This is a genomic window from Streptomyces sp. ID05-39B (assembly GCF_033794725.1).
Lineage (GTDB): Bacteria > Actinomycetota > Actinomycetes > Streptomycetales > Streptomycetaceae > Streptomyces > Streptomyces bobili.
In genome coordinates this window covers 25,396-40,485 of the sequence record NZ_JARGEF010000049.1, presented here as the reverse complement: position 1 = coordinate 40,485, position 15,090 = coordinate 25,396, and the positions used below count along the sequence as shown (strand labels likewise).

The 15,090-nt window shown below is 72.7% G+C and carries 14 protein-coding genes; 9 read left to right on the top strand and 5 right to left on the bottom strand.

Features of this window, described 5'->3' with window-relative positions; genetic code table 11:
• Positions 1–39: 39 nt before the first annotated feature.
• The 6 genes from rhaS to P1P75_RS13910 all read left to right on the top strand — a co-directional run bounded on the left by rhaS (position 40) and on the right by P1P75_RS13910 (position 6,574).
• Positions 40–1,122 (top strand): rhamnose ABC transporter substrate-binding protein, encoded by a 1,083-nt coding sequence (gene rhaS, locus P1P75_RS13935; RefSeq protein WP_319255110.1) that lies wholly within the window; start codon positions 40–42, stop codon positions 1,120–1,122.
• Between the two features lie 32 nt (positions 1,123–1,154).
• Positions 1,155–1,475 (top strand): L-rhamnose mutarotase, encoded by a 321-nt coding sequence (locus P1P75_RS13930; RefSeq protein ID WP_086769425.1) that lies wholly within the window; start codon positions 1,155–1,157, stop codon positions 1,473–1,475.
• Positions 1,476–1,527: 52 nt separating this feature from the next.
• On the top strand, positions 1,528–2,952 hold the full coding sequence (locus tag P1P75_RS13925; RefSeq protein ID WP_319255107.1) for a BNR repeat-containing protein: 1,425 nt from the start codon (positions 1,528–1,530) through the stop codon (positions 2,950–2,952).
• 83 nt (positions 2,953–3,035) lie between these two features.
• A complete protein-coding gene (locus tag P1P75_RS13920) occupies positions 3,036–4,067 on the top strand; it encodes a LacI family DNA-binding transcriptional regulator (protein WP_319255105.1) in 1,032 nt (343 codons plus the stop codon).
• A gap of 146 nt (positions 4,068–4,213) precedes the next feature.
• Positions 4,214–5,515 carry an alpha/beta fold hydrolase gene (locus tag P1P75_RS13915; protein ID WP_319255103.1) on the top strand — a complete coding sequence of 434 codons (1,302 nt, stop codon included), beginning with the start codon at positions 4,214–4,216 and terminating at the stop codon, positions 5,513–5,515.
• Positions 5,516–5,743: 228 nt separating this feature from the next.
• Complete coding sequence (locus P1P75_RS13910) at positions 5,744–6,574, top strand: pentapeptide repeat-containing protein (protein ID WP_319255101.1); 831 nt, start codon at positions 5,744–5,746, stop codon at positions 6,572–6,574.
• On the opposite strand, the gene P1P75_RS13905 is transcribed toward P1P75_RS13910, so the two are convergent.
• Positions 6,536–8,080: a cytochrome P450 gene (locus tag P1P75_RS13905; RefSeq protein WP_319255099.1), complete on the bottom strand. Its 1,545-nt coding sequence runs from the start codon at positions 8,078–8,080 to the stop codon at positions 6,536–6,538. The genes P1P75_RS13910 and P1P75_RS13905 overlap by 39 nt on opposite strands.
• Positions 8,081–8,200: 120 nt before the next feature.
• Here P1P75_RS13905 and P1P75_RS13900 point away from each other — a divergent pair, with 120 nt between their 5' ends.
• Both P1P75_RS13900 and P1P75_RS13895 read left to right on the top strand, forming a co-directional pair.
• Positions 8,201–8,815: a TetR/AcrR family transcriptional regulator gene (locus P1P75_RS13900; RefSeq protein WP_319255097.1), complete on the top strand. Its 615-nt coding sequence runs from the start codon at positions 8,201–8,203 to the stop codon at positions 8,813–8,815.
• Between the two features lie 109 nt (positions 8,816–8,924).
• On the top strand, positions 8,925–9,650 hold the full coding sequence (locus P1P75_RS13895) for a DUF2470 domain-containing protein (RefSeq protein WP_319255095.1): 726 nt from the start codon (positions 8,925–8,927) through the stop codon (positions 9,648–9,650).
• Here P1P75_RS13895 and P1P75_RS13890 read toward each other — a convergent pair.
• The 4 genes from P1P75_RS13890 to P1P75_RS13875 form a co-directional block, all read right to left on the bottom strand.
• Positions 9,618–10,826: a lactonase family protein gene (locus P1P75_RS13890; RefSeq protein ID WP_319255093.1), complete on the bottom strand. Its 1,209-nt coding sequence runs from the start codon at positions 10,824–10,826 to the stop codon at positions 9,618–9,620. The genes P1P75_RS13895 and P1P75_RS13890 overlap by 33 nt on opposite strands.
• A 141-nt stretch (positions 10,827–10,967) precedes the next feature.
• Positions 10,968–12,242 carry an aromatic acid exporter family protein gene (locus P1P75_RS13885; RefSeq protein ID WP_319255091.1) on the bottom strand — a complete coding sequence of 425 codons (1,275 nt, stop codon included), beginning with the start codon at positions 12,240–12,242 and terminating at the stop codon, positions 10,968–10,970.
• Between the two features lie 132 nt (positions 12,243–12,374).
• A complete protein-coding gene (locus P1P75_RS13880; RefSeq protein WP_319255089.1) occupies positions 12,375–12,869 on the bottom strand; it encodes an FBP domain-containing protein in 495 nt (164 codons plus the stop codon).
• 158 nt (positions 12,870–13,027) lie between these two features.
• Entirely contained in the window at positions 13,028–13,624 is a 597-nt protein-coding gene (locus P1P75_RS13875) for an HD domain-containing protein (RefSeq protein WP_319255087.1), read from the bottom strand.
• Between the two features lie 140 nt (positions 13,625–13,764).
• Between P1P75_RS13875 and P1P75_RS13870 the strand changes: the two genes are divergently transcribed.
• Complete coding sequence (locus P1P75_RS13870; protein WP_319255084.1) at positions 13,765–15,054, top strand: ROK family transcriptional regulator; 1,290 nt, start codon at positions 13,765–13,767, stop codon at positions 15,052–15,054.
• Positions 15,055–15,090: the final 36 nt, after the last annotated feature.

The following is a 15,090-nucleotide window of genomic DNA, read 5'->3' as shown; positions in this document are numbered from 1 at the left end:
CTCCCCGCTTCCCCTCGTACACGCAAAGGACCCATCGCCATGCGCAAGTCATCCCTCCGCCGCGCCTGCGCGGCCCTCGCCGCCGTCACCTCCCTCGCGCTCGCCGCCACCGCCTGCGGCGGCACCACCAAGGAGGACGTGAAGAGCGAGAGCACCGGCGCCGCCGCCTCCGGCGGCAAGGCCGACCCGAACGCGGCCACCAAGAAGGGCCTGACCGTCGGCTTCCTGCCCAAGCAGGTCAACAACCCCTACTTCACCTCCGCCGACAAGGGTGGCGAGGCGGCCCTGAAGGAGCTGGGCTCCAGCTACAAGGAGGTCGGCCCGTCCAGCGCCACCGACACCTCCGGCCAGGTCAGCTACGTCAACACCCTGACCCAGCAGCAGGTCGACGCGATCGCCGTGTCCGCGCAGGACCCGGGCGCCCTGTGCACCGCGCTCAAGCAGGCCATGAGCAACGACATCAAGGTCGTCACCTACGACTCCGACACCAACCCCGAGTGCCGCAACGCCTTCGTCTCGCAGGCCTCCGCCGAGGACCTCGGCCGCACCGAGGTGCAGTTGCTCGCCGAACAGATCGGCTACAAGGGTGAGATCGCGATCCTGTCCGCCGCGCAGACCGCGACGAACCAGAACATCTGGATCGACTTCATGAAGGAAGAGCTGAAGGACCCCAAGTACAAGGACATCAAGCTGGTCAAGGTCGCCTACGGCAACGACGACGCCCAGCAGTCCTTCCAGCAGACCCAGGGCCTGCTCCAGGAGTACCCGAACCTGAAGGGGATCATCTCCCCGACCACCGTCGGCATCAAGGCCGCCGCCCAGTACCTGTCGGGCTCCAAGTACAAGGGCAAGGTCAAGCTGACCGGCCTCGGCACCCCGAACGACATGCGGGGCTACGTCAAGGACGGCACCGTCGAGGGCTTCGAGCTGTGGGACCCGTCCAAGCTCGGCGCGCTCGCCGCGCAGACCGCGGTGGCCCTGGTCTCCGGCCAGATCACCGGCGCGGAAGGTGAGACCTTCAAGGCCGGCGGCACCACCTACACCATCGGCAAGGACGGCGTGATCAGCCTCGGCAAGCCGACCGTGTTCGACGCCAAGAACATCGACCAGTTCAACTTCTGACCGTTCGACCACCGATGCGCCAAGGGGTGTTGATGCAACGCGTGTGCTTCCTGCTGAAGGTCCGGGCGGACCGCCTCGACGAGTACCGCGAGCGGCACGCCGCCGTCTGGCCGGAGATGCTCGACGCACTCTCGGCCACCGGCTGGCACAACTACTCGCTCTTCCTGCGCGAGGACGGACTGCTCGTCGGCTACCTGGAGACCGAGGACTTCGCCGCGGCCCAGGCCGGCATGGAGGCCACCGACATCAACGCCCGCTGGCAGGCGGACATGGCGCCGTTCTTCGAATCGCTGGACGGCGCCAGGCCCGACGAGGCCATGAAACCGCTCACCGAGGTCTTCCACCTCGCCTGAACCACCGTTTCCTCCCCACCCGTTCACCTCGTACGACAACGGAGTCCCCGAGATGAAAAGACGCACCCTGCTCGCCGCCGCCCTGGCCGGTGCCGTGGCCACCCCCGCCCTCGCCGCCGGCACCGCACGGGCCGCCGACCCCGGCCCCTCGGTGACGAGGACCGGCACCACCACGCTCGACAGCCAGGCACTCTTCTTCGTCTCCTACGACGGCCTGGTCAACAACAACTCGTTCCAGAAGAACGCCCTGCTGACCTACAAGGGCTACCAGTACGCCGTCTGGTACACCGCCGACCGCAACGCCGTCGTCGGCCGCCGCGTCCTCGGCTCCAGCACCTGGTCCACCGTGAAGGTCGGCCACACCCTGCGCTACAACGACTCCCACAACGTCATCTCCATGGGCCTGTCCAAGACCGACGGCCGCCTCCACCTCAACATGGACTCGCACAGCGACGGCTTCACCTACGTCAAGTCCGTCGCCGGCCTCATGGACGACCCCGCCGGGCTGAGCTGGACCACGAGCCGCTTCGGCGCCCCGCAGTCCACCCTCGACGGGCTGGCGCTCACCTCGCAGTTCACCTACCCGCAGTTCGTCTCGATGCCCGACGGCAAGCTCCAACTGAGCTACCGCGCCGGTATCTCCGGCAACGGCCGCAACGCCATCGCCGAGTACAACGGCACCTCCTGGACCAACCTCGGCGAGTGGACCAGCTCCACCGGCACGTACACCAGCGAGCACGGCTCCAGCACGGCCCGCAACATGTACCTGCACGGCATCGACTACGACAAGAACGGCCGACTGCACGCCTTCTTCACCTGGCGCGAGCAGAACGGCGCCGTCATGTGCAACGGCGGCGGCATCACCAACCACGACACCGGCTACGTCTACTCCGACGACCGCGGCCGCACCTGGCGCAACAACGCGGGCGCCGTCGTCGGCACCACCGGCGGTTCCGACCGGGTCTCCGTCACCGACGCCGGCCTCGTCGTGGACGCGCTCAACCCGGACCACTCCCTGATGAACCAGGAGAGCCAGTGGACCGACTCCGCCGGCCGACCGCACGCCATCATCAGCTACGTCCCCGGCCGCTTCGGCCAGTGCACGACGAACTACGTCGCCAACCGCACGGCCAACGGCCGCGCCTTCCTCGTCCGCAAGAGCTCCTCCGGATCCTGGGCGAAGACCGAGATACCGGTGCCGCTGAACTCCAGCCAGCGCACCAGGCTGGTCATGGACAAGTACGACAACGCCTACGCGATCTTCCCGTTCGGCCGGATCGCCGGTGCCTCGGTGGCCTCCGGACACACCGACTGGCAGATCCTTTTCGACGGCGCCGGGCTCAACGCCTTCGGCGAGGTCGTCATCGACGAGACCCGGATCGCGCAGGACGGCGTCCTGTCCGTCATGTATCAGGAGAAGTCGAGCGGAACCACCCCCTCGGCGCTGCGCGTCACCGAATTCCGGCTGCCCGCCTGACCGGTCCGAAGGGCGGCGGGATGGGGATAGTGTGAAGGCCCCCCGCCGCCCCTCGTCCCTGCTTCTCTGGAGGTCTCTGCCCGATGGCCCAGTCGGTGGGAATCAAGGACGTCGCCCGCGTCGCCGGAGTCTCGGTCGGCACGGTGTCCAACGTCATCAACCGCCCGGACTCCGTGGCCACGGAGACCCGCGCGCGCGTGCTGTCCGCGATCGACCGGCTGGGCTATGTCCGCAGTGAGTCCGCCCGCCAGCTGCGCGCGGGCCGCAGCCGGATCATGGGGCTGCTCGTCCTCGACATGGGCAACCCCTTCTTCGTGGACGTGGCCCGCGGCGCCGAGCGGGCCGCCCGGCAGGCCGGACTCGGTGTGATGGTCTGCAACAGCGCCGAGAGCGCCGGCGAGGAGGCCGAGTATTTGTCCCTCTTCGCCGAGCAGCGCGTGCGGGGCGTGCTGCTCACCCCGGCCGACGCCACCGGCCGCAACATCGCCGCGTTCCGCCGGCACGGCATACCGTTCGTGCTCGTCGACCGGGTCTCCGACGGCACCACCGAGTGCTCGGTCTCCGTCGACGACGTGGCCGGCGGCGCGCTCGCCGTACGCCATCTCCTCGACGCCGGACACCGCTCCGTCGCCTACGTCAGCGGCCCGTCCGGACTCACCCAGATCCGCGACCGCCGCACCGGCGCCCTGAGCGCCCTCGCCGAGGCCGGCCTCGGCCCCGACCGGCTGCGCGAACTGCCCACCGAGCGGCTCGACGTGGCCGCCGGCCGGGACGCGGGCGCCCGTCTCCTGGGCCTCGCCGACCGCCCGACCGCCGTGTTCTGCGCCAACGACCTGCTCGCCCTCGGCGTCCTGCAGGCCATGTACGCGGCCGGCGTCACCGTGCCCGACGACCTCGCCATCGTCGGCTACGACGACATCGAGTTCGCCGCCGCCGCGGCCGTACCCCTGACGTCCGTGCGCCAGCCGGCCGTCACCATGGGCGCGCTGGCCGCCGACATGCTCCTGGAGGAGACCGAGGAGGGACCCGGCGGCGGGACACGCGCGCACGAACACCGGCGGGTCGTGCTCCAGCCGGAACTGGTGGTGCGCAGGTCCAGCCTGTCCTCGCGCTGACCAGCCGTTCAGCCACGGTGACCGGCGGGAGCGCGGCGGCTTGACCGGCCGTTCAGTAGTGTTCATGATCCCCCGGGCTCCGCCGGCGCCCGGACATGTGCTGAACTGGGACGCGGCCCGCACACCGATCGTCACGGGAGCCCCCTTTGTCCGTCAGCTACCGCCAGCCCGGCGTCGTCCTCACCGACCGCCGCTTCACCGTGCCCCTCGACCACGCCGACCCGGCAGGGGAGATGGTCGAGTTGTACGCCCGCGAGGTCGTCGCGAGCGACAAGGCACGGCAGGACCTTCCCTGGCTGCTCCACCTCCAGGGCGGACCCGGCTTCGGCGCCCACCGGTTCGTCGGCCGGCAGGCCTGGCTCGACCGCGCCCTGAAGGAGTACCGCGTCCTCCTCCTCGACCAGCGCGGCACCGGCGCGTCCACGCCCGCCAACCGCCAGACGCTCCCGCTGCGTGGCGGCCCCGCCGAACAGGCCGACTACCTGGCCCGCTTCCGCGCCGACTCCATCGTCCGCGACTGCGAACTGGTGCGCCGCGAGGTCACCGGCGGCGCCCCCTGGACGGTCCTCGGCCAGAGCTTCGGCGGCTTCTGCACGGTCACCTACCTCTCCCTCGCCCCCGAAGGACTCGCCGCGGCCGTGATCACCGGCGGCCTGCCCTCCCTGGACGCCCACGCCGACGACGTCTACCGGGCCGCCTACCCGCGCATGGAACGCAAGACCGCCGCGCACTACCACCGTTACCCGCAGGACGTCGAGCGCGCCCGCCGGATCGCCGAGCACCTGCTCCGGCAGGAGGTGACCCTGCCGGGCGGCTACCGCCTGGGTGCCGAGGCCTTCCAGAGCCTCGGCATCCTCCTCGGCGGCGGCGAGGGCAGCCACCGGCTGCACTTCCTCCTCGAAGACGCCTTCGTACCCACCCCGCGCGGCCCCGCCCTCTCCGACGCCTTCCTGGAGGAGATCCAGGGCATCCTGTCGTACGCCGCGCACCCCCTCTACGCCCTCGTCCACGAGTCGATCTACGGCCAGGACGGCCGGCCCACCGCCTGGTCGGCCGAGCGGGTGCGCGCCGAATTCCCGCAGTTCGACGCGGCCAAGACCCTCGCGGGCGACGGCCCGCTGCTGCTGACCGGCGAGACCGTCCACCCCTGGACGTTCGACCGCGACCCCGCGCTGCGCCCGCTGCGCGAGACCGCCGCACTCCTCGCCGCCCGCACCGACTGGACCCCCCTGTACGACCCGGCCCGCCTCGCCGCCAACGAGGTCCCGGTCGCCGCCGCGATCTACCACGACGACCTCTACGTCGACACCGCGCACTCCCTGCATACCGCCCGCGCCATCCGCGGCCTGCGCACCTGGGTCACCGACGAGTACGAGCACGACGGCGTCCGCGCGGGCGGCCCCCGTGTCCTGGACCGTCTCCTGGCCCTCACCCGCGACGAGGCCTGACAGCGGACGGGGCGCCGTGGGGTACGGACCATGACCGAGCCGACGCCCCCCGGCGCACCCCCGTGCCCGAGGAGTGTGCCCGGGACCCGGTGGGTCCCACCGCCCGTCCTTCGGGCAGGAGTGCACCGCTGCCGCCTTCTCGTCGCCCCCTTCTCGCCTCCGCTCGCCCCATGGGAGCGCCCCGCACCGGTGTGCGGACCAGGACCGCAGGTCAGTAGGGTGGACGGAATGGGAGACGAGACGATGGACCGCGGCGACCTGCGCGGCGACTGCGGCAACTGCTTCGGACTGTGCTGCGTGGCCCTGCCCTTCGCCCGCTCCGCGGACTTCGCCCTCGACAAGGACGCCGGCAAGCCCTGCCCCAACCTGGCCGAGGACCACCGCTGCGGCATCCACACCCGGCTGCGGCAGAAGGGCTTCAACGGCTGCACGGTCTACGACTGCTTCGGCGCCGGCCAGAAGGTCTCGCAGCTCACCTTCGGCGGCCAGGACTGGCGCACGGCCCCCCGCGACCACACCCGCCGCATGATGGAGGTCTTCCCGGTCGTCCGGCACCTCCACGAACTGCTCTGGTACCTCACCGAGGCCCTCGCCCTGCCCGCGGCCCGCCCCATCCGTCCCGAGCTGCGCCGGGCCCTGGAGCGCACCGGCGAACTGACGCGGGGCACCCCGGAGGAACTCGCCGCGCTGGACGTGCCGGCCCACCGCGAGGACGTCAACGCCCTGCTGCTGCGGACCAGCGAACTGGCCCGCGCGGGCGGGTCCGGCCGCAGGAAGGAGCACCGCGGGGCCGACCTGATGGGAGCCCGCCTCAAGGGCGCCGACCTGCGCGGCGCGAACCTGCGCGGAGCCCTGCTCATCGCCGCCGACCTGACCGGCGCCGACCTGCGCGGTGCCGACCTCATCGGGGCCGACCTACGCGACACCGACCTCAGCGACGCCGATCTGAGCGGCGCGCTCTTCCTGACCCAGCCGCAGCTCACCGCGGCCCGGGGGAACGCGGGGACCAGGCTGCCGGGGTCAGTCGCCCGGCCCGCGCACTGGACAGCGGGGGACTGAGGCGGGCTCCTCCGTCTCCCGTTCCACCACCGTGGTTGCCGTCGGGGTGCGCCGCTCCAGCCGTAGCCGCAGCCCTTCCGGCATCAGCGTCAGCCGTTCGGCCACCCGCAGCCGGTAGCCGGGGTCGGGCAGCAGCTCGTAGCGGCGCAGCAGCAGGCCGAGCACCAGCGTGGCCTCGTGCAGCGCGAACTGCCGCCCGATGCAGGCCCGCGCCCCGGTGCCGAACGGCTTGTAGGTGTGCGGGGCACGCGCGCGGACCGCCCCCGCCTCGAAGCGGTCCGGGTCGAACTCCTCGGCGTCGGCGCCCCACACCTGCGGGTCGCGGTGCAGCATCGTCGTCAGCACCAGCGCCCAGGCGCCCCGCCGCATCGGATGCTCCCCGGCCAGCACGGTGTCCGTGCGGGCCTCACGGGCGAACGCGGGCGCCGTCGGCCACAGCCGCAGCGACTCGTCGAGGACCCGGCGCACGTAGCGCAGCTTGGCCACCTGCTCGTATCCCGGCACCGGGTCGTCGCCCCACACCCGGTCCACCTCGGCGCGGGCGCGGGCGGCCACGTCGGGGTGGAGGGACAGGTAGTGCAGGGCGAAGGAGAGCGCACCCGAGGTGGTCTCGTGGCCGGCGACCAGGAAGGTGATGACCTGGCGCCGCACGTTCCGCGCCGACAGCCGCTCCCCGGTCTCCGGGTGGGCCGTCTCCAGCATCCTGTCCAGGAGGTCGCCGTCGCCGCCGGGACCCGCCCGGCGGGTCCGCACCAGCTCGTCGACGGTGCGGTCGAGGTAGGCGATGTCGGCCTCGTTGCGGCGCGTGGCCCGCCACAACAGCCCGGGAGACGGCACGGTGTTGAGCCGCTGCGCGTAGCTGAGCGTGCCGACCATCGCCGTCACGAAGGGGTGCGGCCGGGACCGCTCGAACGAGCCGAAGTCATGCCCGAAACCGGTGCGCGCGATCGTCTCCAGCGTCAGTCTCGTCATGTCGCCGGGCACGTCCACACCGTCCCCCGAGGCCGCCGCGCGGTCCCAGCGACCGGTCAGCCGGTCCGCCACGTCCGCCATCATCGGGTGGTAGGTCTCCATGGCCTCCCGGCTGAACCCGGGCGCCAGCACGTCGTGCGCCAACTGCCAGTTGGGTTCGTGGTTGTACGCCGTGAACAGCGCGTCCCCGACCACCGGCCGCAGGTTCGCGACCCCGAGCCCCACGTGCTTGGCGAACCGCTTCTCGTCCGCCAGGTCGGCGGCGAGCCGCGCACCCCAGACGAAGACGAACTCCCGGCGAAAGACGCGCCGCCGGAAGATCGGTCCGAGCCGGCGGCCGTACGCCAGGGAGTCCTGCACCGGCGTCCGGCGGCTCGCGCCCAGCACGTCCCCGAGCAGCGGCAGCCGGTACGGCGGGTGCGGGATGCGTCCCAGCTCGGGCCACCCCAGCTCGGCACTGCGCAACCCCTTGGGCAGCGCGGCCCCCGTCTCGGTCCCGGCCCCGGTCGCGGCACCGGCCGTCGTCTCCGCCATGACGCGATCTCCCTTGACCCAGCGGCAGGTTGAGCGTGGTGAACATCGTGTTGTACGTGGGTTCAATAACGCGTCCAGTCTCGTCCCGGCGTCGAACCGGCGTCAAGTAAAGTGCCGCACATGGCCGCCAACCCGGGGGAGCGCGCGCGGCGCCGCCTCAGCACCGGAGAGCGCCGCGAGCAACTCCTGTCGGTGGGCGCGCGCCTGTTCTCGGAGAGCCCGTACGACGAGGTGTGGATCGAGCAGGTCGCCGAGATCGCCGGAGTCTCGCGGGGGTTGCTCTACCACTACTTCCCGACCAAGCGGGACTTCTTCGCGGCGGTCGTCGAGCGGGAGAGCGAGCGGATGCTGCGCCTGACGGCGGCCGTCCCCGGCATCCCCGTCCGCGAACAGCTCACCGCCGGCCTGGACACCTACCTGGAGTACGTCCGCGCCCACGCGCACGGCTATCGCGCCTTCCACCGGGCGGACGCGGCCGGTGACCAGGCCGTGCGACGCGTCTACCAGCGGGCGCTGGCCGCCCAGGAGCGCCAGATCCTCGCGGCGCTCGCCGCCGACCCCGAGTTCGGCCCGCTGTTCGGGGAGCGTGCCGAGGTGCGTCTCGCGGTGCGCGGCTGGCTGGCGTTCACCACGGCGGTCTGCCTGGAGTGGCTGCGCGGCTCCGACGACGCGCTGTCGCGCGAGCGGGTACGGGAGTTGTGTGCGCGGGCGCTGCTCGGGGTCATCGCCCGCTGACGGTGCCGCACGGGTCGGGTCCCTGGCCGGTGACTCCGGGCCGGTGGTCCTGGTTGGCGTACGCCCCGATCTCCGATAGGTTAGGCAAGGCTTACCTAAGGAGGTTCGGATGGGTGACAACGACGGCTGGGCGGCCGCGCCCGGCGTGGCGGAGCGGGCCCGGTCCGTGCTCGCCGCGTCGTGGTCCTGCGCGGTGACCGCGGACGGCGGGCGCGAGGAGTTCGTCGGCGCGCACACCGTCGGCGAGGACGGGCAGGTGTTCCTGCACGTGCCGCAGGACAGCGCGCTGCAGACGGCCGCGATCTTCGCGCCGCGCGGGGAGCCCTCCGCCGTGCTGGAGTTCGCCGACGTCGCACCCGTTCCGGTCCGGGGCCGCATCCGCGCGCGGCTCTGGCTGGCCGGCTGGTTCGTCCCCGAGGACGGCCACCTCGCCTTCCGCGCCACCCGCGTCGTGCTGAAGGAGCCCTCCGGGGCGGTCGTCGTCGCCCTCGACGAATTCGCCGCCGCCGAGCCCGACCCCCTCGCACTGGCCGAGGCGCAGCTGCTCACCCACCTCGCCGACGCGCACCCCGACGCGGTCGAACGGCTCACCCGGCTCGTCCGCACGGAGAACCTGCACGGCGCCGTCCGGGTCAGACCGCTCGCCGTCGACCGGCACGGACTGACGCTGCGCATCGAGCGGGCCCGCGCCCACGGCGACGTACGCCTGCCCTTCCACGCTCCGGCGGACGACGTCGGGCAGCTCACCGAGCGCATGCACGTCCTGCTCACGCAGGCCGCAGCGGCTTCCTGCCCCCGTGCCCTACAACGGCAGCGCACAGACGGCGACGGGTGACGCGAACGGCTCGCCCGCCCGCCGCAGGGCGCCGTCGCGGCCGTCCACGTGGAACACGCCGACGGTGCCGGAGCGCTGGTTCGCGGTGAACAGCAGGCCGCCGTCGGGGGAGAGGGCGAGCTGCCGGGGGAACTCCCCGCCGGACGGCACCGTGCCCAGCAGCCGCAGGCGCGCCCCGTCCGCCTCGACGGCGTAGCGCGCGATCGTGTCGTCGCCCCGGTTGGCGAGGAAGGCGTACGCGCCGTCCGGCGTGACCGCGAACTGCGCCGGGTAATTGGTGTCCGCCTTCGCTCCCGTCGACTGCGGCCGGCCGATCGTCAGGCGGCCGGACGAGGGGTCGTAGGAGCAGACCGAGACCGTGTCGTCGACCTCGCCGGCCAGGTACGCGTACCGGCCGCCGGGGTGGAACGTGAGGTGACGCGGACCCGCGCCCGGCCGGGTGTGCGCCCGCGCGACCTCGGTCAGCGTGCCTGCCCGCTGGTCCAGGCGGTACGAGTACACGGTGTCGGTGCCGAGGTCCACGGCGAGGACATGACCGCCGTCGGGTGTGGTGACGATCTGGTGCGCGTGCGGGCCCTCCTGCCCCGGTCCGGGCGCCGGACGGCTGTGGGCGACCAGGGCGGTGCGCTCGCCGAGCGCCCCCGAGGCGTCGATCGGGTGCACGGCGACCGTGCCCGAGCCGTAGTCGGCGCTCAGCAGCCAGCGCCCGCCCGGATGCACCGACAGCTGACAGGTGTGCGCCCCGCCCGTCGCCCGGCTCCCCAGCACCTTGCGGTCGGACGTGCGCACGGCGGTCACGGCCCCGCGCTCGCGCTCCTGGACGGCGTACAGCGTCCGGCCGTCCGGGTGCACGGCGAGATACGACGGGTCCGGGACGCCGGTGATCGTGCCGGAGCCCGTGGTCCGGCCCGACACGGGGTCGTACGCGGCGACGCCGATGCCCTCGCCGCCGCCCTCCACCGAGGTGTAGGTGCCGAGGTAGAGCGCCCGGGGGCCGGACGGCTGCTTCGCGGCCGGGGCGGAGGCGGAGGCGGAGGCGCCGGCCGCGGTGGAGGCGGAGGGCCGGGCACGGGTGCCGCCCGCCGTCCCGCCGTCCCCGCAGCCCGACAGGACCGAGGCCCCCGCAGCCGCGCCGAGCGCCCCGACGAAACGCCGCCTGCTCCAGCCACTGTCCATGTGCCGCACCTCGGGTCCTCGTCCGTCGCCGTCGTGACAGCCACCCTGACCCGCGAGGACCGCCGAACGCAAAACCGAACGCGAGGCCGGGCGCGAGGCCGCACGCGCACGTGAACGTGCGATCCGGCCCGCAACCTCCGCTCATGAGTCCCTTGAACGACGCTTGCCCGCACCCCTGCGGTTTCGCCGCAGCCGGTCGGGGACCCGCAGCCGCCGGTGGATGCTCTCGCGCAGGCGCGGCAGCCAGGGCAGCCGGTCGCCCTGCTCCCGCGTGGCCCGGTCCAGCTCCTCCAGAAGACGGCGCGAGCGGTGCTCGGTGTCCAGCTCGTCGAGCATGCGGTTGACCTCGGTCAGCACCGCGCCGTGCAGCTGCCACTGGCGGGCGTCGTGCTGGAGCTGCTCCAGCAGCAGCTGGGCGAGTTTGTCGCGGGTGGCCGCGGCCTGCCCCAGCTGGGAGGTGAGGCGCTCCTCGGCGGACTCGGCGTTCTCACTGACGTGCGTGGTGACCAGTACCGCGAAGCTGACCACGGCGTCGGCGATCTCCGACAGCAGCCGCTCCAGGGCGGCGCTGGTCTGCGCCGGGAACAGCGCCGCCGGCTCGCGCTCCTTCGTCAGGTCGGTGAGGGTGCGGGCGAGGACCCTCAGGACGACCGTGCAGATCTCCAGGGTGTCCAGACCGGTGCGCAGGACGACCCGGTGCAGCACGCCCTCGCGCACCCGGGGGTTGAGCCGCAGGCTGTCCTCCGCCTGCCGCAGCGCCGCGTCCACCTCGACGATGTCGTGGTCCAGGCGGCGCGCCTCGTGCAGCCGGGCGGCGGCCTGCTCGGAGGGCATGCGGCCGGCGGCCTCCTCGCCGATCCGCAGCATCAGCTGCCGCACCCGCCGGGCCAGCCCCTCGATGGACTCGCCGGCCTCCTCCACCCATACCGGGGGCGGCAGCAGCAGGTTGATGCTGAGCCCGACCACGGCCCCGATCAGGGTCTCCAGCACCCGCGCCCAGGCCGTGTTCCCGACGGTGGTGACGCCCAGCACCAGCATGGCGCTGATCGCCACCTCGGGCACGTACTCGTCGACCCGGACCAGATGGCCGACCGCCAGCGCGGCCATGATCAGCAGGCCCAGGCTCCACCAGGTCAGACCGACCAGCAGGCTGAAGGCGATGGCGACGAACACGCCCGCGACCACCGCGTTGACCCGTCGCACCCCGTTGGTCAGGGTCGCGTACAGGGTGACCTGGACGACCAGCAGCGCGGTCAGCGGCGCCGTGAGCGGGGCGGCCTCGGGGCTCAGGTGCAGCGCGACGACGTAGGCGATCGTCGCGGCCGCGGAGGATCGGAAGGCCTGGACGACTGCCGGTTCGCGGTGACGCCGCACGAACCGCAGGAGCGGTGCGGCACGCTCACGTACATCACGCATCCCTTGGCCAGTTCCCGTTCCTCACCTGCCTCGAACGTTTCTCCCGTCACCCACTTCGAACGGAGGCGCCGAACGGAGGCGCCGAACGGAGGCGCCGAACGGAGGCGCCCGCGTGAGCGGAGAGCCCCGGACCTACGCGAACAGCTTGTCGACGAAGGCGGACAGATTGCCCGTCGTCCGCGCGATCTGCTCCTCCAGGGTGAGGCTCTCCTCGAACCGGCTCCCCGACTCCGGCACCTTCCGGCCGCGCACATAGAGCGAACAGGCCAGGTCCGTGCACATGTACAGGCCCACCGAGTTGCCCTCCCGGCCCGCCGCGCCCGCCTTGCGTGCCGTCATCAGTGAGACGCCGCCGCCGGGATGGGTGGTCAGGCACAGCGAGCACATGCTGCGATGCAGAAAGCCGCGCTGCGAGGCCGGGAACCGCAGGGTCACCCCCACCGGGCGCCCGCCCCGCTCGGTCACCAGGTAGCTCCGGTCGGGCGCCCCCGGATCCCGCCACCCCAGAAAGTCGAGATCGCCCCAGGGCCGCGACTCCAGATCCCGGGGCACCGCCAACCGCTTCGCCTCCCCCTTGGAGCAGTTCACGAAAGAGTTACGGATGTCCTGCTCGGTGAGTGTTCTCATCGGGGAAGTCTCCTGGGTCACGCGGCCCGCGATGCTCGGCGGGCAGGTCGACCGTTTCCTTGGGGCTCTAGGTTATGGCCTAAGAGTAGAGGGTGCTGCCGAGAGAGAGCCAACTAATTACCATAAGGTGACGCCTCGCACCCCTCGGCTCCACGGCGTCACCCCCGCACCGGATGCGCCCCCTGCCAGGCCAGTCTTCGGTCCGCGTCCTCGCCGATGTGGGTGAGGACCTCGTCCAGGGCCAGGAACTCCTCCCAGGGCGGGTGGCCGCCGGCTCGGGAGAGGGCGGTCACCAGCAGGTCCTCCAGGTCCGGCACGCGTTTGTTCTTCCATGCCTTGTCGGCGAGGCTCACCAGGAGATCCTCGATGGCCGTCCCCGTGTCCCAGCCGGCGTGGCCGGCCGCGAAGCGGGCCAGGTCCGGAGGTATGCCGCGGGCCAGCAGGAGGTCGCGGCCGGCCTCCTCGTGCCGGGAGCCGGGGCCGGACAGTTCGGCGGGGTGCAGCGTCTTGCCCACGTCATGAGTGGCGGCGCCGAACAGCACCGCCGCGCCGTCCACCGCCAGCTCCGGGCGGTGCGCGCCGACCCACTCGAGGAGCTGCGCGGCGGCGTCGTGCACCGCCCGCAGGTGGGCCACCAGCCGGGGCGGCGCACCGACGTCCCTCAGCAGGCGGGCCACCGCTGCGGGCAGCGGCCGTAGCGGCGGATCGTGGGTTTCGTCCAGTGCGATCGACAGCGGGCTCGGGCCGGTGGTCATCGGGACAGGGTAGGCAGTCGGTACGGTCCGTTCGGCTCCGTCTCTTAGCTCACATCGTGAACTAAGGGTTGGGCGAATGTCGCGCGGACCCTGTCCGCACAGGTATGTTGCAGGTCGGGCAGGGTTCGAAGGGGGCCGACATGGCGGAGCGCAACGGGCGTACGGTACGCGATCTCAGGCGGGCCAACCGCACGGCGGTCCTGCAACGGCTCTACTTCGACGGCCCCCTCAGCCGCTTCGAGCTGGGCCCGGTCACCGGTCTCAGCTCCGGCTCGGTCAGCAATGTCGTCGCCGACCTGGTCGCCGACGGGCTCGTGGAGGAGGCCGGCAGCGTCGACTCCGACGGCGGCCGCCCCCGCACCCTGCTGCGCGTCGCGCCCGCCAGCGGCCACATGATCGGCGTGGACGTCGGCGAGACCCGCGTGCGCGTCGAGCTGTTCGACCTCACGCTCACCGAACTCGCCCGCGCCGAACGCCCCTTGGAGCAGCGCCGGTACGAGGTCGAGGGCATCGTCGGTCACATCCGCGACAGCATCGCCCAGGTGCTCGACGCCGCGGGCGTCGCCCCCGAGCGGCTGCTCGGCGTCGGCATCGGCGTGCCCGGCATCGTCGAGCGCGGCCCCGAGCACGGGGCCGTCGTGCACGGCCAGACGATCGGCTGGGACGCCGTCCCGCTGGAGGAACTGCTGCGGGCGGGCTCCCCGCTCCCCGAGAGCGTCCCGTACTTCATCGACAACGGCGCCAAGACCCTCGGCCAGGCCGAGATGTGGTTCGGCGGGGGCCGCGGGGCCCGCAACGCCTGCGTCGTCCTCTTCGGTTCGGGCGTCGGCGCCTGCCTCGTCACCCCCGACGTGGAGAACGGCCGGGCCGTCGAGTGGGGGCACCTCACCGTCCGGGTGCGCGGACGCCGCTGCCGCTGCGGGGCGCTCGGCTGCCTGGAGGCGTACGCGGGCGCCGAGGCGCTCCTCGACCGCTGGCGCGAGGAGGGCGGCGAGCCACCCCGGGACACCGACGAGGAGACCGCGCTCACCGCGATGCTCGCCGCCGCCTACCCGGCCGACGGCGCCGGAGCCGACCCGGTCGCCCTCGCCGTCCTGGAGGAGACCGCCGAGTACCTGGGCGCCGGGCTCTCCGACCTGATCAACCTCTTCCAGCCCGAGCGCATTCTCATCGGCGGCTGGGCCGGCCTCCAGCTCGGCAGCCGCTTCCTGCCCGCCGTACGCAGCCACGCCACCGCGTACGCGCTGCGCCACCCGGCCGAGAAGGTCACCGTCGAACTGGGCCGGCTCGGGCCGGACGCGGTCACCGTGGGCGCCGCGATCCTCCCGCTGGCCGACTTCTTCGCCCGGGGCGGCCGGCGCCCCGAGCCCCTCGCGGCGGGACCGGCGCCCGCCTGGCGCACTGCGCTGGAGGAACGCGCCCCGCACTGAGGTTTCGCCGGTCACCGCGGAGGTACTCGCGTCCGA